Raw genomic sequence first — 19,699 nt, forward strand, 5'->3', positions numbered from 1 at the left:
GTGACCGTCGCATCCCCCTTCGATCTCATCGTCGTCGGCTCCGGCTTCTTCGGGTTGACCATCGCAGAACGCACCGCCAACCTGCTCGGAAAGCGGGTGCTGGTGGTGGAACGTCGCTACCACCTCGGCGGCAACGCGTACTCGGAGGCGGACCCGGAAACCGGCATCGAAATCCACAAGTACGGCGCCCACCTCTTCCACACCTCCAACAAGCGGGTGTGGGATTACGTGAACCAGTTCACCGAGTTCACCGGATACCAGCATCGCGTCTTCGCCATGCACAAGGGCCAGGCGTACCAATTCCCCATGGGCCTCGGACTGCTGTCGCAGTTCTTCGGCCGCTATTTCACCCCGGACGAGGCGCGCAAGCTCATCGCCGAGCAGTCCGCCGAAATCGACACCAAAGACGCGGCGAACCTCGAGGAAAAGGCCATCTCCCTGATCGGCCGCCCGCTCTACGAGGCATTCATCCGCGATTACACTGCCAAGCAGTGGCAGACCGACCCCAAGGAACTGCCCCCGGGCAATATCACCCGCCTGCCGGTGCGCTACACCTTCGACAACCGCTACTTCAACGACACCTACGAGGGCCTGCCCAAGCACGGCTACACGGCGTGGCTGGCCAAGATGGCCGAATCCGATCTCATCGAGGTGCGCCTGGACACCGACTGGTTCGAGGTGCGCGACGAGATCCGCGCCCAGAACCCGGACGCCCCGGTCGTCTACACCGGCCCGCTGGACCGCTACTTCGACTACGCCGAAGGCGAACTGGGCTGGCGCACCATCGATTTCGAGACCGAGCACCTGGAAACCGGTGACTTCCAGGGCACCTCGGTGATGAACTACAACGACGCGGACGTGCCCTACACCCGCATCATCGAGCCGCGCCACTTCCACCCCGAGCGCGACTACCCGACCGACAAGACGGTCATCATGCGGGAGTACTCGCGCTTCGCCCAGACCGGCGACGAACCGTACTACCCCATCAACACCCCGGACGACCGGGCCAAGCTGCTGGCCTACCGCGAGCGCGCCAAGACCGAGACCGCCGCCGCGAAGGTGCTCTTCGGCGGCCGCCTGGGCACCTACCAGTACCTGGACATGCACATGGCCATCGGCAGCGCGCTCAACATGTTCGACAATGTGCTGCGCCCGCACCTGGAGTCCGGCGCGCCGCTGGTGGACACCGCCGAATGACCGCCCACGTGATGTTGGAAGAGATGACCACCGACACCCGCGCGATATCGCTGCTCCAGCGCATCATCCTGCCTCGGCCGGGTGAGCCCCTCGACGTGCGCAAGCTCTACCTCGAGGAGTCCGACACCAACGCCCGGCGCGCGCACGCGCCGACCCGCACCTCGCTGTCCATCGGCGCGGAGTCCGAGGTGTCGTTCTGCACCTACTTCAATGCCGTGCCCGCCAGCTACTGGCGGCGCTGGTCGGTGCTGACGTCGATGGTGCTGCGCCTGGACCTCTCCGGCCACGGCCGCGTGGACGTCTACCGCTCCAAGGCGGACGGCTCCCGCATCCACGTGCGCGGTGACGAATTCAGTTCCAGCGGTACCGAATCCACCACCGTGGAGTTCGAGGTGGAGCTGGCCCCGTTCGAGGACGGCGGCTGGATCTGGTTCGACATCACCACCGACACCGCCGTGGACCTGCGCGGCGGCGGCTGGTACGCACCGGTCGAGGCCCCGGGGCAGGGCAGCATCGCCATCGGCATGCCCACCTTCAACCGGCCCGGCGACGCGGTGAAGACCATCGCGGCCCTCGGCTCCGACCCACTGGTGCTGGAGAAGATCCGGGCCGTCATCATTCCCGACCAGGGCACCCGCAAAGTGGTGGACGAGCCCGGATTCGCCGAGGCCGCAACCGCTCTCGGCGACCGGCTGACCTTCCACGATCAGCCCAACCTGGGCGGCTCCGGCGGCTACAGCCGGGTCATGTACGAGGCGCTGAAGACCACCGACGCCGAGTACATCGTCTACATGGACGACGACATCGAGATCGAGCCGGACTGCATCCTGCGCGCACTGGCCTTCTCGCGCTTCGCCAAGTCTCCCATCCTCACCGGCGGGCAGATGCTCAACCTGCAGGAGCGCTCACACCTGCATGTCATGGGTGAGGTGGTGGACCGCTCCATCTTCATGTGGACCGCGGCCCCCCATGTCGAATACGACCACGATTTCGCCAAGAACCCGCTGCGCGACCGCGACAACTCCAAACTGCTGCACCGCCGCATCGACGTGGACTTCAACGGCTGGTGGACCTGCGTCATCCCGCGCCAGGTGGCCGAGGAGATCGGGCAGCCGCTGCCGCTGTTCCTCAAGTGGGACGACGTCGAATACGGCCTGCGGGCCCGCCAGGCCGGATATCCGACCATCACCCTCCCGGGTGCGGCGGTGTGGCATATGGCGTGGAGCGACAAGGACGACGCCATCGACTGGCAGGCGTACTTCCACCTGCGCAACCGCCTCGTGGTGGCCTCGCTGCACCTGCCGAACGACGGCCGTCCCATGGTGGTCAACACCGTCAAGGCCACCCTGAAACACCTGCTGTGCCTGGAATATTCGACGGTCGCCATCCAGAACGAGGCGATCCGCGACTACCTGGCCGGTCCGGAGCGGCTGTTCGATCTGCTGCCGACGGCGCTGGGCAAGGTGCACGCCATGCGCAAGCAGTACTCGGACGCGGTGATCCTGCCGTCCTCCACCGAACTGCCGCTGGCCAGCCACGCCGATGTCGGCGCGGTCGGCGAACCGGCCAACCCGATCGCCAAGGTGGCCCGGCTCGGCAAGGGCGTGCTGCACAACTTCCGCAAGGCCAAGCCGCAGCACCACGAGACCCCGCAGCTGAACGTACCCACCCTGGACGCCCGCTGGTTCCTGCTCTCGCAGGTCGACGGCGTCACCGTCACCACCGCCGACGGTCGCGGCGTGGTGTACCGCAAGCGCGATCCGCGCCTGGCCCTGGAGCTCCTCAAAGATGCCATGCGGTTGCGCAAGGAGCTGGCCGAACGCTTCCCCGAGGTGCGCGAGCAGTATCGTCGCGCGCATCCGTGGTTGACCAGCAAGGCCGCATGGGAGAACGTCTTCGGCATCGACACCACGAAGAACGCTGGCACCACGAAGAACGCAGGGACCACGAAGAACTCAGGAGAGCGCCCGTGACCGCCGCCCCCCAGCCGCCCGGCCCCGACCGGGAGCTGCCCATCTCCGCCGTGGAGGCCGAGCGCGCCGCACTCGCGGTGGCCGAGCCGGACGGCTGCTGCGGCGGTGGCTGCTGCGATCAGCCGCAGCCGCCCGCCGAGGTCGCGATCATCAACGCGGTGCAGAGCCGGATCGGTACCCCGCAGGTGATCCGGGCGGCGCGCGGCATGTCGCATTTCGGTGAGCACGCGCTGGGCTGGATGGCCATCGGTGCGGCCGGCGCGCTGGTCGACCGGAAGCGCCGCCGCCAGTGGGCCGGGGTCGCCGTCGGCGCGTTCGGTTCGCACGCGGCCTCGGTGGTGATCAAGCGGATCGTGCGCCGCCCGCGGCCCAACGATCCGTCGGTGCAGGTCAACGTGTCGACGCCCAGCAAGCTGAGCTTCCCGTCCTCGCACGCGACATCCACGACGGCGGCGGCTGTGTTGCTCGGCAGGCTCACCGGGCTACCCTTGCCTGCGGTGCTCGTCCCGCCGATGCTGCTCTCCCGAGTCGTTCTCGGAGTGCACTACCCATCCGACGTGCTCGCCGGTTCCGCGCTGGGCGCCGCATCAGCCGCCGCAGTGCTAGCCGCCGAAAAGAGACTCGCCAAGTGACGACACAGGAAAGAGCCGACGTTGATATGAGCGAAGAGCCGACCAGCACCGACCTGGCCGAGGCGGTCGTCAAGGGTCCGCCGAAGACCTTGGTCGGCGGTCTGATCAAGGCCGCGCGCCCGCGCCAGTGGGTGAAGAACGTGCTGGTCCTGGCAGCGCCGCTGGCCGCGGGCAAGACCGCCGCCGGTGATCTGGTGATCGGCGACTGGACGGTCATCTGGCACGTCGGCATCGCCTTCGCGGTGTTCTGCCTCGCGGCGTCGGGCATCTACCTGGTCAACGACGCCCTCGACGTGGAGGCCGACCGGGCGCATCCGACCAAGCGCTACCGCCCGATCGCCGCCGGCGTGGTGCCGGTCAATCTGGCCTACGCGCTCTCGGCGGTGCTGCTCGTCGGCTCGATCCTGCTGTCGTTCGTGGCCTCCTGGAACCTGGCCGTGGTGATGGCCGTCTACATCGGCATCCAGCTGGCCTACTGCTTCGGCCTCAAGCATCAGGCCGTGCTCGACATCTGCATCGTGTCCTCCGGCTTCCTGCTGCGCGCGGTGGCCGGTGGCGCGGCGGCGAATATCGCGCTGTCGCAGTGGTTCCTGCTGATCATGGCGTTCGGTTCGCTGTTCATGGCGGCGGGCAAGCGCTATGCCGAACTGAAGATCGCGCTCGACACCGGAGCCAAGATCCGCAAGTCGCTGCAGTACTACACGCCGACCTACCTGCGTTTCGTGTGGACCCTCGCCGCCACCGCCGTGGTCGTGTTCTACGGTCTGTGGGCGTTCGAACAGGGTCGTGCCAAGGACACCGAGTGGTTCGCCATCTCGATGATCCCGTTCACCGTCGCGATCATGCGGTACGCGGTAGACGTCGACGGCGGTGAAGCCGGTGAGCCCGAAGAGATCGCCCTGGGGGACAGAGTCCTCCAGTTCCTCGCAATCGCCTGGATCGGAGCGGTAGGTGTCGCTGTCTATCTCACCTGATGTGGTAGCGGGACAAGTGCGGGAAGAAGACGGGGACAACCCGACGCGGGCATTGCCCGTCGGGCGGTCTCGGCGTGCCGATCCGTCGGCACGCCGCTTCACGCGACTATCCCGCGCCACATTCGCCGGTGGGATCGTGCTGGCCGCCACGCTGTTCGCGGTCGGCGGCTGGCAGCGGCGCTGGATCGCCGACGACGGCCTGATCGTGCTGCGTACGGTGCGCAACCTGCTCGCGGGCAACGGGCCCGTGTTCAATGCGGGCGAGCGCGTCGAGACCAATACGAGTACGGCCTGGACCTACATCGTCTGGTTCTTCAGCTGGCTCACCCAGATCCGGCTGGAGTACGTGGTGCTCGCGATCGCGCTGACGCTGTCGGTGGGCGCGATCGTGTTCGCCATGCTGGGCGCGGCCCGGCTGTGGGGCGGCCCCGGTTCCGTTCTGCTGCTGCCCGCGGGCGCGTTCGTCTACATCGCGGTGCCGCCCGCCCGCGACTACGCCACCTCCGGTCTGGAGTCCAGCCTGGTCATCTTCTGGCTGGCGCTGCTGTGGTGGTGGATGATCCGCTGGTCGCAGGCCGAACGGGTGCGCCTGGCGAACTTCTTCGGACTGGTGTTCACCGCCGGTCTGGCCCCGCTCATCCGACCGGAGATGACGCTGGTCGGCGCGCTGGCCCTGCTCATGATCTTCTGCGCGCCGCTGCCGCGGACCCGGTTGCGGCCCATCGTGTTCCGCGGTCTGATCGTCGCGGTCGCGGGCCTGCTGCCGGTGGGCTACCAGATCTGGCGCATGGGCTACTACGGCCTGCCCTACCCGAATACCGCGGTCGCCAAGGACGCGGGCGGGGCCAAGTGGGGGCAGGGCTTCGTGTACCTGTGGAATCTGCTCGGGCCGTACTGGCTGTTGCTGCCGCTGGCGCTGCTGCTGATCCTCGGGGTGGTCGCCTGGCGGACCGTCGCGCCGTCGCGGTACGCGCCCGCTGTTCCGGATGCGGGCTCGGCGACCGGCGTACGCGCCCGCCTGCACCGTCTCAGCGTCCGGCTGCGCACGCCCGGTGCGGTGGTGGCGCTGGTGCTGGTGAGCGGAATCCTGCTCGCGCTGTACCAGATTCGGGTCGGCGGCGACTTCATGCACGGCCGGGTGCTGCTGCCCCAGCTGTTCCTGCTGCTGCTGCCGGTCATGGTGATCCCGGTGCGCGCGCCGCGGTGGAATCCGGCGGGGGAGACCGCGCTGCGCCGGGTCGACTGGGCGTTCGTGGTCATCGTGGCCGCCTGGATCGGCACGGTGGGCTGGGCGCTGTTCGCCTGCAACACCACCGCCATCAAGAGCGGCACCAAGATCGACTCGTCGGGCATCGTGGACGAGCGGGTCTACTACGTGCTCAACACCGGGCACGACCACCCGATCCGGGCCGAGGACTACCTCGACTACCCGCGCATGCGGGCGATGGTCAACGACATCGCCAACAGCCCGAACGGCGGCCTGCTGCTGAACTCGCCGTCGTTCATGTTCTGGTACATCGCGCCGCCGCCGCAGCCGATCCCCGAAGGCGGTGCCGGACATACCGTCTTCTTCCTGAATCTCGGCATGACCAGCATGAACGTTCCGCTGGACGTGCGCGTCATCGACCAGATGGGGCTGGCCTACCCACTGGCCGCGCACACCGAGCGGCTGGTCGACGGCCGCATCGGCCACGACAAGAACCTGTACCCGGACTGGGTGATCGTGGACGCCGGCATGGTGGACAAGAAGCCGTGGATGCCCTGGTACCTGGACGAGAAGTGGGTGACCCAGGCCCGCACGGCGATGTCCTGCCCGGATACCGTCGCGCTGCTCATCTCGTCCCGGGAACCGCTCACCTTCGAGCGGTTCCGGCACAACCTCAAGCACGCCCTCGACTTCGCGTCCTACCGCATCGAGCGGGTGCCGAAGTACGAGATCCAGCGCTGCGGACTGGTGGATCCGACGCAGGAGCCGCCCGCGCCGCGCTAGCAGCGACGTGCCGCGCCCCCTTCGAGCGACGAAGGGGGCGCGGCACGTTTCCGGCCGGACGATCGGCGATAGCCGAACCGAATGAGGAGGTTCGACCTCCGCATCGACCCTCGAAGCGACGGGCTCGAAAAACGACAATTGTGTGATTCACCGCATCCCCACGGTCAGGGGCATGACCTCGGTAAGGTTCGATAGACGGTCCGCCGTCCGATCGCTTCCGTGTCGCCGCCCGCGACACGCGAACTTTCGGGCAAACCGTGCGTTGTCTCACCTTTATCTCGTTTTGGTAACGCTCCGTGATGCCGGGCGCGATACGCTCATCGAGATGAACGCCCGCCGCGGTCGCATGCCCGCATGCGCCGTGGCCGTTAGCGCAAGATGCCGCCGAGTTCTTTTCGGCAGGGGAAGGTCCGGCGGCACAGACCGAAAGGCCGGACACACATATGCGAGGCGTGGATAGACGTCGGAGTTCCCGCGGCTGGTTCAAGAAGTCGGTAGTGGGCGTGGCTCTGGCGATGTTGCTGCCGTTCGGGGTGTCGGTGGCAGGCGCGGGTACCGCCTCCGCCGCGTTCAACCCGGACGGATTCGACTTCTGGGTCGACTCCAGCATGGGGCCCATCAAGTCGCGCGTCTTCCGCGCGGCCGATGGCAACACCAACCGTGTCGTGTACGCCCTGGACGGCATGCGCGCCCGTGAGGACCTGAACGGCTGGGAGATCGACACCGAGGTCGCCCGGTCCCTCACCGCCGCCAATATCAACGTGGTCATGCCGGTCGGCGGCCAGTCCAGCTTCTACGCCGACTGGAACGCGCCCAGCACCATCTTCGGCCTGCCCGCCGGTTCCTCCTCGGGTTCCTCGGGCTCGGCGTCGGGCTCCTCCTCGGGTTCGGGCGCGCTGCAGCTCGCCGCGGGCGGTCCGGGCAAGAGCTACACCTACAAGTGGGAAACGTTCATCACCCAGAACCTGCGCAACGCCCTGCGTGACCGCCTCGGCTTCAGTCCGTACCGCAATGGCGTGTTCGGTCTGTCCATGGGCGGTTCCGGCGCGCTGACCCTGGCCGCCTACCACCCGGACCAGTTCAGCTTCGCGGGCTCGTACTCCGGCTACCTGAACATCTCCGCGCCGGGCATGCGCGAGGCCATCCGCATCGCCATGGTCGACGCGGGCGGCTACAACGTGGACGCCATGGCTCCGCCGTGGGGGCCGCAGTGGCTGCGCATGGACCCGTTCGTCTTCGCGCCGCGCCTGGTCGGCAACAACACCCGACTGTGGATCTCGGCCGCCAGCGGCCTGCCCAACGGCGACCCGGTCGCCTTCTCCACCCTGAACGGCATGGGCCTGGAGGCCCTGGCCCTGGCCAATACCCGCGCCTTCCAGGTGCGCATGGCCACCCTGGGCGCGAACAACGTGCACTACGACTTCCCGGCGTTCGGTATCCACAACTGGCGCAACTGGGAAGACCAGGTCAACCGCATGATCCCGGACCTGTCCGCCAATATCGGCTGAGGCAAGACCAGGTATTTCGAACGGCCCCGCATCGCATTCCGGCGATGACGGGGCCGTTTCGCATTCGGTCTCGTTCCAGACTCGCCGGGGGCGACACGCGGAACAACATCGGTCAGGCGTCCGATACTCGATTCGTATCGAAGATCAAGTGAGCGCGTCATGAGCGCTCGAATGATCTGCACTGCTCGAAGAACTGCTCGAAAACGACGCCCGGGGTGGCTACCGCCGGGTGACTGCTCGGACGGAGGACGAGGTCGATGCGTGGTACGAGGTTGCGGAAATCGGTATTGGGGATCGCGGCGGCGCTATTGCTGCCGCTGGGGATCTCCGTGCCGCTGGCACCGCAGGCGGTCGCCGCCTTCGACCCGTCGGGCTTCGACTTCTGGGTGGACTCCCCGGCCATGGGTCCGATCAAATCCCGCATCTTCCGTGCGGCCGACGGCAACACCAACCGCGTCGTCTACGCCCTCGACGGCATGCGCGCCCCGGAAACGCTCAATGGCTGGGAGATCGAGACCAATGTCGCCCAGGTGTTGACCAGCTGGAATATCAATGTGGTCATGCCGGTGGGCGGCCAGTCCAGCTTCTACGCCGACTGGAACGCCCCCAGCAACTTCTTCGGGGTGCCGCCCGGTGCGGCGGGCTCGGTCACCGGTTCGGGCGCGACCGAGGCGTTCATGGCCGGGCCGGGCAAGAGCTACCGGTACGAGTGGGAGACCTTCCTGACCAACCAGCTGCGCTGGGCGCTGCGCGACCGCCTGGGCTTCAACCCGTACCGCAATGGCGCGTTCGGCCTGTCCATGGGCGGCTCGGCGGCACTGACGCTGGCCGCCTACCATCCCGACCAGTTCAGCTTCGCGGGCTCGTTCTCCGGCTACCTGAACATTTCCGCGCCCGGTATGCGGGAGGCCATCCGCGCCGCCATGATCGACGCGGGCGGCTACAACGTCGACTCCATGGCCCCGCCGTGGGGCCCGCAGTGGCTGCGCATGGACCCGTTCGTCTTCGCGCCCACCCTGATCGCCAACAACACCCGCTTGTGGATCGCGGCGGGCAGCGGCGTGCCCATGCAGCAGGATCTCCAGCAACCTTTCGGCGTGGCCGCCGATCGCGTGGTGCGCGGCGCGCCGCTGGAGGCGCTCGCGCTGGCGAACACCCGGGCGTTCCAGGTGCGCATGATGTCGCTGGGTGCGCAGAACGTGGTCTATTCGTTCCCCAATGTGGGCCTGCACGCCTGGACCAATTGGCAGGACGAGGCGTATCGCATGATTCCGGACCTGTCGGCGAATATCGGCTGAATTCTTTCTCGTTCAGCCCCCTTGCGCACTATCACGATTCGGCAACCGGAGGCGTTTCGTCGCCGGTCGGGACGGTCGCTGCGCCTTAGCTGAGCGGCAAGACGTGTGCGTTTCGGGTTGCGGTCAACGATGATCGGCGGAGGGCGAAGTGTGATGCGGTTCGGTCTTGGTTCCATACGTGCCACGGTGGCGGCGGCGGTCGCCGCGCTGGCGGTCCCGCTGGCGGCGGCGGTGGGCGGGGTGGGTGCGCCCGCCTCGGCTGCCTTCAATCCGGCCGGCTTCGATTTCTGGGTCGATTCCAGCATGGGGCCGATCAAGTCGCGCATCTTCCGCGCGGCCGACGGCAACACCCAGCGGGTGGTGTACGCCCTCGACGGCCTGCGGGCCCGCAACGATCTGTCCGGCTGGGAGATCGACACCGAGGTCTCGCGGGTGCTGACCGCGTGGAACATCAATGTGGTGATGCCGGTGGGCGGTCAGTCCAGCTTCTATTCCGACTGGGTGGCGCCCAGCAACACCAACGGCCAGCAGACCACCTACGCCTGGGAGACCTTCCTGACCCGGGATCTGCGCAATGCCCTCGCCGCGCGGCTGGGCTTCAACCCGCGCGGCAACGGGGTGTTCGGCCTGTCCATGGGCGGCAGCGCGGCGCTGGTGCTGGCTGCCTACCACCCGGACCAGTTCCGTTATGCCGCATCATATTCCGGTTATCTCAATATTTCCGCGCCGGGTATGAAGGAGGGGTTGCGGGCGGCCATGCTGGACGCGGGCGGCTACAACATCGACGCCATGTGGGGCCCGCCGTGGAGTGAATTGTGGCTGCGCAACGATCCGTTCGTTTTCGCGGAACGCCTGCGCGCCAATGGAACCCGCCTGTGGATATCGTGTGGAAACGGACTGCCCGGTGCTCGGGATCAGGTGCGTCAGCCCATCGATGCCTACCACATCGGCAATGCCATGGGCCTGGAGACCGTCGCGCTGGCGAATACCCGAGCGTTCCAGGCTCGACTCGACAGCCTCGGTCCGCACAACGCCCACTTCGACTACACCTCGGACGGCATCCACAACTGGTTCTACTGGCAGGATCAGGTCCTGAAGATGCTGCCGGACCTGAGTGCGAACATCGGTTAGCCCTAACGTTTTTCCGTTTGCCGCGACAGTTGGTGCGAACCACGATAAGGTCACCGCACGATAACGGTCATCGAGTGGGCGGATTTCGGCCACGTGATTGGCTCGGTCTTGCTAAGGCAATCACGGTCGAATATCGTCCAGCGAGCGCAAGTGTGACCACATCGTGGTAGCGCCGTCGTTGGCATGGAGAGTCGGGATCCGTGCGAGCGGCTCGAGCGCACCGGCCACAACAGCAGAAAGAGAGCAGTATTCATGCGTTTCGGCAGGACCGCCGCGCGGGTGGAGTCGGGACGGCGGGGCGCGACCCGCGGTTGGAGCAAGCGGATGCTGGCCGCCGGTGCGGCCGCGCTGGCACTGCCGCTCGCCGCCGGAGTGGCGGCCCCGACGCTCGCAACCGCCGCACCCGTCCACGGACCGGTATTGCGCGCCCCGGCGGGCGGTTTCGAAGAACTGATGGTCCCGTCCAGCATGGGCCCGATCAAGGTCCAGGTGCAATGGGCCAGCCAGGGCGGCAGCGCCGCGCTGTACCTCCTGGACGGTATGCGCGCCCGCGACGACCGCAATGCCTGGGCCAATGCGGACGAGGGCGGTGCGCCGCAGCTGTTCGCCAATGACAACGTCACCATCGTGATGCCGGTCGGCGGGCAGTCCAGCTTCTACACCGACTGGTACTCGCCGTCGAACACCAACGGCCAGAAGTACACCTACAAGTGGGAGACCTTCCTGACCAAGGAACTGCCGCAGTTCCTGGAGGGCTACGGCGTCTCTCGCACCAACAACGCCATCGCCGGTCTGTCCATGGGCGGTTCGGCCGCTCTCATGATGGCCGCCTACCACCGCGAGCAGTTCAAGCACGCCTCCTCGTTCTCGGGCTACCTGAACATCTCCGCACCGGGCATGCGGGAGGCCATCCGCATCGCCATGCTGGACGCGGGTCGCTTCAACGTGGACTCGATGGCCGCGCCGTGGAGCCCGCAGTGGCTGCGCATGGACCCCTTCGTCTTCGCGCCGCAGCTGAAGAACCTGCCCATGTACATCTCGGCCGGTTCCGCGCTGCCGGGTCAGTACGACCGCCCGGCCTCGGCGGTCGGCGTGTTCAACACCGGTAACGCCATGGTGCTCGAGGCGCTGTCGCTGGTGAACACCCGCGCCTTCCAGGCTCGCCTGGGCCAGCTGGGCATCGGCGCCCGCTACGACTTCCCGGCGACCGGTACCCACACCTGGCTGTACTGGCACGATCAGCTGGCGAACGCCCGCCCGGATATCCTGCGCGCGCTCGGAGTCTGACAGCCATACCGTACGACCCAGACCGTACGGCACAGCGGCGGCCGACCTCGGAATCGAGGTCGGCCGCCGTTTTTCGTAGCCGACCGGCGGGCCTGCGGCGTCACAATTGCGCCGAAAGCGCATTCCGTGCCGGACATCTTCCGCCAACCGGGACCGATTACCGCGCGTCTTCCCGGTCTTTCCTCTTTTTAGAGGTACAAACACTCCTGTGACTGGTGTTGTTCGTGAGGCGAGAATGGCGCGGCGCTGGGTCGCCTGCGCCGTCGCTCTGCTGCCGTTGGCGGTGGGGATCGCCGTCGCGGGTCCGGTCGTGGCCGCCCCCGAGACCGCCGTATCGGCTCCGGCGACCGTGCAGCGGGCGGTATGGCTGACCGACCGGCGCGTAGCGCTGTGGGTGCACTCGCCCGCCATGAACGAGGCGGTCCAGATACAGCTGCTGCTGGCGCGGGACTGGAACACCCGCCCGGACGCCAAGTTCCCGGTGCTGTACATGCTCGACGGGTTGCGCGCCCAGGACGACGAGAACGGCTGGACCAAAGACGCGAGCGCCGACGAGTTCTTCGCCGACAAGAACGTCACCGTGGTGCTGCCGGTCGGCGGTCAGTCCAGCTTCTACGCCGACTGGCTGCAACCGAACAACGGCCACAACTACAAGTGGGAAACCTTCCTGACCAAGGAACTCCCGCCGCTGCTGGAGGGGCAGTGGCGCGCTACGAATGTGCGTGGCGTGGAGGGTCTTTCGATGGGCGGAACGGCGGCCATGTTCCTGGCCGCGCGCAATCCCGGCTGGGTGCGCCACGCCGCCTCCTACTCCGGATTCCTGACCCTCACCACGCTCGGTATGCCGCAGGCGGTCAATTTCGCCATGCATGACGCGGGCGGATTCGATTCCGAGGCCATGTTCGGGCCGCCCACGAGTCCGCTGTGGGCCGAGCACGATCCGTATCAGCTGGCGGACCAGCTGAAGAACATCAGCCTGTACGTTTCCAGCGGCAGCGGTACCGCGGGCGCGACCGACCCGCTCTCCGATATTCCGGGCATCACCACCAATTACGCCGGGATGGGCCTGGAGGTGCTGTCGCGGCTGACGACCCAGAATTTCGTCGCCAAACTCAACAAGATCAGCATTCCGGTGCAGGTGAATTACCGGGCCTCCGGCACCCACACCTGGCCGTACTGGGATTTCGAGATGCGGCAGTCCTGGCCGCAGGCCGCGGCGGCGCTCGGCGTGGACGCGACACCCGCCAACTGTTCGGTGGGCGGCGCGATCGCCGGGGCGGTGCAGGCCAACAATTGGCTGGGCGGCTGCCTGACCGGCGAATACCAGGTGCCCGGCGGTATCGCCCAGGACTTCACCGGCGGACAGGTGTTCTACTCGCAGGCCACCGGCGCGATCCCGACCGGCGGCATGATCGGCGGCAGCTACCAGGGCGTGGCCGGACCGGGTTCGGGGCTGGGCATGCCGACCGGCGGTGAGGCGGCGCTACCCGACGGCCGCGGCCGCTTCCAGCCCTTCCAGCACGGCTTCATCTACTGGACCCCGGCGACGGGGGCGCATCCGGTGCGCGGCGCGATCCTCGACGAGTGGGCGCGGCTGGGCTACGAGGGCGGCGCGGCCGGTTATCCGACCGGGGCCGAGCAGGCGACCCCGCACAAGGACGGCGTGGTGCAGGGCTTCGAGCACGGACCGATGTACTTCAGTCCCGCGACCGGCGCGCATCTGGTGCAGGGGCTGATCCTGGGCAAGTACGCCCAGCTCGGTTTCGAGAACAGCGTCTTCGGCTTCCCGACCGCCGGGGAGGTCGGCCTGAAGGACTTCGGCCGGATGAGCCGGTTCGAAGGCGGCAATATCTACTGGAGCCCGCTGTCGGGCGCGTGGGGCGTGCGCAACGGCGCGGTCATGGACGCCTGGGGCGCACTGGGTTTCGAGAACGGCCAGCTCGGCTTCCCGACCGGCGACGAAACCCAGATCCCCGGCGGCAGCCAGCAGACGTTCCAATTCGGCACGATCGTCGTCAAGGACGACAGGGCCCAGGTGGTCGCCCTCGACGGCCGCCCCATCGCCCTCCCCGGCCCCCCGCCCGCGCCGAACGACCAGCGACAGCCGGACCCGGCCGCCCCGGCTCCCCCGTCACCCGGCCACGAGAACCCGGCCGCTCCGGCCGCCACGCAGCCCGGCGTGGCGACTGCTCCGGCCGCCGCACCCGCCGCGTCCGAGGTAGCCGCGCCCGAAGTCGCCGGATCCGGTGCGGCGGTGTCCGAAGCCGTTGTGCCGCAGCCTTCGGCGGCCGCGCCCCGCCCCCGATACCACCTCGGCCGAGCCCTCGGCTGCCACGCCCGCCCCACCCGAGGTGATCGTGCCGCAGCCGCCTGCCGCGGTGCCGCAGTCACCCCCGCCGGAGGTGCCGTCCGCCGCCCCGCAACCTCTCACCCCGGCTCCGGCCGCCGCACCCCCGAACGCCATGCCCGAGCCGGGACCCGCGCCCGCCGTCGTACTCGACATTCCGCCCGCGACACCGGGCGGTCCGGCCGTGGTGCTCGACATCCCCCCGGCGGCTCCGCCGCAGCGCCCCTGATCAACCCTGCGCCCGGACAGCCGGTGCGCGGCGCGAAGACACGCGTCCCCCGTCATATCCGGCCGGTCGGCGGAATGACGCAGGTCACCACGTGTGGCGGCGCTAAGAACTGCATGAGGTTCGTTTTGCTGGGCACCACTTCTCGGTAGCTTGCCGCTAGCCTGGTGGCGACCTTGTGCCCTGGACATCTGTGCCCTGATAGATCCGAGGAAGCGAATTCATGCAACGGACCCGTGGAAAAGTGATCGGCGTGGTGGCGGCGTGCGCCGCCGCCGGATTGCTGGCCGCCTGCGGCGATAACGATTCGACCGCGACCAGCACGCCCACGCTGTCCTCGACCACGCAGGCGAGCTCGTCGGCGGCGCCCTCGACCACCGAGTCGGCCGCCCCCGAATCGCCGCAGTCGACCGAATCGGCCGCACCCCCGGCGGAGGAGAACACCGAGCGTCCGCAGCCGGTGCCGACCGAATTCGTCACGCCGCAGAGCGACGCGCCCGCGCTGAGCGACAAGGACAGGACCTACATCGAGGAACTGAAGAAGCGCGGCGTGACTCCGTCCTCCCCGGATATCGCGCTCAGCGCGGGCAACCTGGTCTGCCAGGGCAAGTCCGAAGGCGCGCCGGAGGACCAGATCATCACCTACGTGACCGCCATCGCGGGCTCCGATCCCACCTTCGACCCGAGCAAGATGCCGGTCGAGGAGGCCGGGAAGATCTACTACGAAGTCGCCTCCGCGAGTTACTGCCGGTGACCCCGCGCCGCCGCTCCGCACGCCGGTCCGCACCGGCGGGATGCCTGCTGTTCCTGGCGGTGGTCGCGCTGATCATCGTCGTGGTGATCCTGCTGTGGTACCTGCTGGCGGGGCGGCTGCGCCTGCCCGGCCCGACCCCGCCCGGGCCGAAGGAGCCGACCTCCCAGCCCGCGTCCTGCCCGGATGTGCTGATGCTGTCGGTGCCGGGCACCTGGGAGTCGTCGAGCAACGACGACCCCTACAACCCGTCGGCCAATCCGATCTCGCTCATGCTGAACATCTCCAACCCGATCCGGGAGCGGTTCCCGAACGAGCGGGTGGAGGTCTACACCGTCCCGTACGTGGCGCAGTTCTCCAATCCCATCGCCATTCCGCCGGACGGTCAGCAGTCCTACAACAAGAGCCGCTCCGAGGGCATCGCCCGCGCCACCGACAAGCTGGCGCAGACCCATCGGGACTGTCCGCTCACCACCTACGTGATCGCGGGCTTCTCGCAGGGTGCCGTGATCGCCGGTGACGTGGCCGCGGATATCGGCGCGGGCAAGGGCCCGGTGCCCGCCGACAAGGTGCTCGGCGTGACCGTGCTCGCCGACGGCCGCCGGGTCGACGGGCCGGGACAGGCCATCGAGATCGGTAATGCCCCGCCCGGGGTGGGCGCGGAGGTCGCGCTCAAGGGCCTGAACGTCCCGGGCATCACCATGACCGGACCGCGGCCCGGCTTCGGCAAGCTGGCCGACCGCACCTACACCATCTGCGCCCCGGGCGATCTCATCTGCGATTCCCCGGATCAGGCGCTGAACCCGGTCAACTTCCTCAGCAGCGTCGGCACCCTGGTGCGCGCGGCCGGGAATCCGGTGCACAGCCTCTACAACGGGTACGTGGTGGACGACAGCGGCACCACCGCCACCCAGTGGACGGTGAACTGGGCGGCCGGGCTCATCGAGGGCGCTCCGCACCCACCGCATTCGTGACCGGAACCACCTGGTCGGGGCGTTGTGGCGAACAACCCCCCGCATTGGGGGCTTGTGCCCGTCGACCGACCCCGTGGTTTGGCGCACAACCTGTAAAGTGCTCCGAGATTGTGACGCCGGTCGATGAGGCCCGGCGGCGCAGAGCAATCGATCTCAGCCAGGAGCATCAGTTCAATGACAGGAGTCGCCGTACCGGCCGGTCGCGAGACCGTGCCGAGTACACCGCCGCGGGCATTCCGCTTCGCGGCGGCCGGCGAGGGTAACCCGTCCGAAGGCGGGGCGCGCAAGTTCATCAAGCTCGCGCAGCGGGCCGAGGATTTCGGGTACGACGCGTTCGCCGTGCCCGATGCCCTGGGTCCGCAGGTGGGTCCGATCGCGGCCCTCGGTGCCCTGGCGGTGGCCACGGACCGCATCCGGCTCGGAACCTCGATGCTGGCGAACGGTTTTCGGCATCCGGTGGTGCTGGCCAAGGAGGCCGCCACCCTGGACGTGCTGTCCCGGGGCCGGTTGGAGCTGGGTGTGGGCGCGGGCTGGCTGGCCGACGACTTCGACGCGGCGGGCATCGACTTCGACGCACCCGCGGTGCGGCTGGAGCGCCTGGACGAGACCCTGACGATCCTGGACGTGCTGCTGCGCGGCCAGGAATGTCACTTCGAGGGCAAGCACTACCGGGTGCGGGGGATCAAGGGTGCGCCGCGGCCGCGGCAGGGCCCGCGTCCGCCGCTGGCCACCGGTGGCGGCGGACCGCGTCTGCTGCGACTGGCGGCCCGGCACGCCGACATCATCTCGGTGGTGCCACCCACCACGCCCGCAGGACGGATGCTGCTGTCCGGTATCACGCTCGACCGAACCGTCGAGCGGGTGCGGATCATCCGGGAGGCGGCCGGGCCGCGCTTCCCGGAGATCGAATTGAACTGGGCGATCACCGCGGTGATCGTCACCGACGATCGGGAGCGCGCCGCCGCCATGGCGCTCGACGCGATCGACAAGGGCCTGCATCCGAACCTGGATGTGGACGTACGGCTGTCGGTGGAGCAGATCCTCGAGTCACCGTATGTGGCGATCGGCACCCACGAGCAGATCGCCGACCACATCCGCCGGGTGCGGCAACTCACATCCATGTCCTACGTGGGCGTATTTCCCACTCAGATGGAGGCATTCGCACCGGTGATCCCCTTGTTGCGACATGAGTGAGCAGGCAGATCGGATCGCTCCGGACACTGGTCCGGCGCCTGCTCTGTAACATGTCCCTGGTTTGAGTACATCTAGCCAATAGGCGGTCACCGCGCAGACCGCAACAGAATTCTGCAGGTTGGCTCTTGCACGTTAGAGCACCGGCGGGCGAAAGAGAGTCGGGGCCTCACAGGTAACAGCGGCCGTATCGCCGCCCCTGCTTCGTGTGCCTCGGAGGAGAAGGAATGGACGAGACTTTCGACGACTACCTGGACGAAACCGGGAAGATCACGATTCCCGAGGGCCGGACCCTGGTCGATTACGTCGAGAAGCACACGATCGGTAACGACGCCAATGATCTGGCGTACCGCTACATCGACTACTCGCGGGAGCGCGACGGCGAGTACCAGGACCTGACCTGGAGCCAGTTCGGCACGCGGCTGCGCGCGGTGGCCGCCCGACTGCAGCAGGTGACCAAGGAGGGCGATCGGGTCGCGATCCTCGCCCCCCAGGGGCTGGATTACGTCATCTCCTTCTTCGCCGCCATCTACGCGGGCTGCATCTCGGTGCCGCTGTTCGATCCGGACGAGCCGGGCCACACCGACCGCCTGCACGCCGTGCTCGGCGACTGCACGCCCTCCGCGATCCTGACGGCCAGCTCCTCCGCCGCCGGTGTTCGCCAGTTCTTCCGCGCCCTGCCCGCCGCCCAGCGTCCGCGCATCATCGCCGTCGACGCCATCCCCGACAGCGTCGGTGAGACCTGGGTGCGTCCGGACATCACCGTGGACGACATCGCGTACCTGCAGTACACCTCGGGTTCCACCCGCGTCCCGGCCGGTGTGGAGATCACCCACCGCGCCGTCGGCACCAACCTGCTGCAGATGGTGCACGCCCTGGACCTGAACTGGAATTCCCGCGGCGTCACCTGGCTGCCGCTGTTCCACGACATGGGTCTGCTGACGGTGATCCTGCCCGCCGTGGGCGGCAAGTACATCACCATCATGTCGCCGTCGGCGTTCGTGCGCCGTCCCTCGCGCTGGATCAACGAGCTCGCGGCCGTCGCCGACGGGGCCGGAACATTCGCCGCGGCACCGAATTTCGCCTTCGAGCACGCCGCCGCGCGCGGTCGCCCGAAGAACGGCGAGACGCTGGACCTGTCGAATGTCATCGGCCTGATCAACGGCTCCGAGCCGGTGACGGTCTCCTCGATGAAGAAGTTCAACGAGGCGTTCGCCCCGTACGGCCTGCCCAAGACGGCCATCAAGCCCTGCTACGGCATGGCCGAGGCCACCCTGTTCGTGTCGGCCACCCGCCACGAGGACGAGGCCAAGGTCATCTACGTCGACCGCGACGAGCTCAACGCGGGCCGTGTCAAGAAGGTGGAGCAGGGCACGCCCAACTCCATCGCCCAGGTGAGCTGCGGTTACGTCGCGCATTCGCAGTGGGCCACCATTGTCGACGCCGAGACCATCGACGACCCCGAGGGCGCGCTGGAGCTGCCCGAGGGCCGCGTCGGCGAGATCTGGCTGCACGGCAACAACATCGGCATCGGTTACTGGGGTCGCGAGGACGAGACCCAGAAGACCTTCCGCAACCGCCTGGTGCGCCGCCTGTCCGAGGGCAGCCACGCCGAGGGCACCCCGGCCGACGCGCACTGGATGCGCACCGGCGACTACGGCGTGTACATCGACGGCGAGCTCTACATCACCGGCCGCGTCAAGGACCTGGTGATCGTGGACGGCCGCAACCACTACCCGCAGGACCTGGAGTTTTCCGCGCAGGAGGCGTCCACCGCACTGCGTCCCGGCTTCGTGGCCGCCTTCGCCGTCCCGGCGAATCAGCTGCCCGCCGAAGTCTTTGCCGCCGACAGCCATTCGGGCCTGTCCTTCGACGCCGACGACGCGTCCGAGCAGTTGGTCATCGTGGCCGAGCGCGGTCCGGGTGCGGGCAAGGCCGATCCGCAGCCGATCGCCGACGCGGTGCGCGCGGCGGTCTCGCAGCGGCACGGCGTCACCGCCCGTGACATCCTGCTCGTTCCGGCGGGCTCGATTCCGCGCACCTCCAGCGGCAAGATCGCGCGCCGCGCGTGCAAGGCGGCATATCTGGAGGGCACACTGCGTGGTGGTTACACGCAGCAGGCTTTCCCCGATGCACCAGACGAGGAGTGAGGCGTAAGCCTCATACGCAATGGCGCGGGTCGGTGCGGCCCGCGCCATTCACTGCATTCAGTGCCGTGCA

Annotated in this window: 13 protein-coding genes and 1 pseudogene; all 14 read left to right on the forward strand. The window is 68.0% G+C overall.

Features of this window, described 5'->3' with window-relative positions; translation table 11 throughout:
- The 14 genes and pseudogenes from glf (at position 1) to fadD32 (ending at position 19,629) form a co-directional block, all read left to right on the forward strand.
- Complete coding sequence (gene glf, locus ON31_RS01275) at positions 1-1,197, forward strand: UDP-galactopyranose mutase (protein WP_039808468.1); 1,197 nt, start codon at positions 1-3, stop codon at positions 1,195-1,197.
- Entirely contained in the window at positions 1,194-3,170 is a 1,977-nt protein-coding gene (locus ON31_RS01280) for a glycosyltransferase (RefSeq protein WP_051036631.1), read from the forward strand. Before glf ends, ON31_RS01280 begins: the two co-directional genes overlap by 4 nt.
- 77 nt (positions 3,171-3,247) lie before the next feature.
- The gene (locus ON31_RS01285; protein ID WP_063821421.1) at positions 3,248-3,802 is read left to right on the forward strand and encodes a phosphatase PAP2 family protein; all 555 of its coding nucleotides are present in this window, start codon (positions 3,248-3,250) and stop codon (positions 3,800-3,802) included.
- Between the two features lie 26 nt (positions 3,803-3,828).
- Positions 3,829-4,776: a decaprenyl-phosphate phosphoribosyltransferase gene (locus tag ON31_RS01290; RefSeq protein ID WP_029930433.1), complete on the forward strand. Its 948-nt coding sequence runs from the start codon at positions 3,829-3,831 to the stop codon at positions 4,774-4,776.
- Position 4,777: 1 nt separating this feature from the next.
- On the forward strand, positions 4,778-6,766 hold the full coding sequence (locus tag ON31_RS01295; RefSeq protein WP_370450371.1) for an arabinofuranosyltransferase AftB family protein: 1,989 nt from the start codon (positions 4,778-4,780) through the stop codon (positions 6,764-6,766).
- A 443-nt stretch (positions 6,767-7,209) separates the two neighbouring features.
- Positions 7,210-8,274, forward strand: a complete 1,065-nt coding sequence (locus ON31_RS01300) for an alpha/beta hydrolase (protein WP_039808472.1) — start codon at positions 7,210-7,212, stop codon at positions 8,272-8,274.
- Between the two features lie 257 nt (positions 8,275-8,531).
- Positions 8,532-9,572, forward strand: a complete 1,041-nt coding sequence (locus ON31_RS01305) for an alpha/beta hydrolase (protein WP_051036635.1) — start codon at positions 8,532-8,534, stop codon at positions 9,570-9,572.
- A 153-nt stretch (positions 9,573-9,725) separates the two neighbouring features.
- The gene (locus tag ON31_RS01310; RefSeq protein WP_029930429.1) at positions 9,726-10,703 is read left to right on the forward strand and encodes an alpha/beta hydrolase; all 978 of its coding nucleotides are present in this window, start codon (positions 9,726-9,728) and stop codon (positions 10,701-10,703) included.
- 252 nt (positions 10,704-10,955) lie between these two features.
- Positions 10,956-11,990, forward strand: a complete 1,035-nt coding sequence (locus ON31_RS01315; protein ID WP_172544785.1) for an alpha/beta hydrolase — start codon at positions 10,956-10,958, stop codon at positions 11,988-11,990.
- A gap of 235 nt (positions 11,991-12,225) precedes the next feature.
- A pseudogene (locus ON31_RS01320) lies at positions 12,226-14,028 on the forward strand (alpha/beta hydrolase-fold protein); the annotation flags it as partial.
- 758 nt (positions 14,029-14,786) lie between these two features.
- Positions 14,787-15,317 carry a DUF732 domain-containing protein gene (locus ON31_RS01325; protein ID WP_029930427.1) on the forward strand — a complete coding sequence of 177 codons (531 nt, stop codon included), beginning with the start codon at positions 14,787-14,789 and terminating at the stop codon, positions 15,315-15,317.
- On the forward strand, positions 15,308-16,288 hold the full coding sequence (locus ON31_RS01330) for a cutinase family protein (protein ID WP_039808477.1): 981 nt from the start codon (positions 15,308-15,310) through the stop codon (positions 16,286-16,288). The genes ON31_RS01325 and ON31_RS01330 overlap by 10 nt, the downstream gene beginning before the upstream one ends.
- 174 nt (positions 16,289-16,462) lie before the next feature.
- Positions 16,463-17,482: an LLM class F420-dependent oxidoreductase gene (locus ON31_RS01335; protein ID WP_039808479.1), complete on the forward strand. Its 1,020-nt coding sequence runs from the start codon at positions 16,463-16,465 to the stop codon at positions 17,480-17,482.
- A 224-nt stretch (positions 17,483-17,706) separates the two neighbouring features.
- On the forward strand, positions 17,707-19,629 hold the full coding sequence (fadD32, locus tag ON31_RS01340; protein ID WP_029930424.1) for a long-chain-fatty-acid--AMP ligase FadD32: 1,923 nt from the start codon (positions 17,707-17,709) through the stop codon (positions 19,627-19,629).
- Positions 19,630-19,699 lie beyond the last annotated feature (70 nt).

The organism is Nocardia otitidiscaviarum NBRC 14405, from assembly GCF_000308635.1.
GTDB classification, from domain to species: Bacteria; Actinomycetota; Actinomycetes; order Mycobacteriales; family Mycobacteriaceae; genus Nocardia; species Nocardia otitidiscaviarum.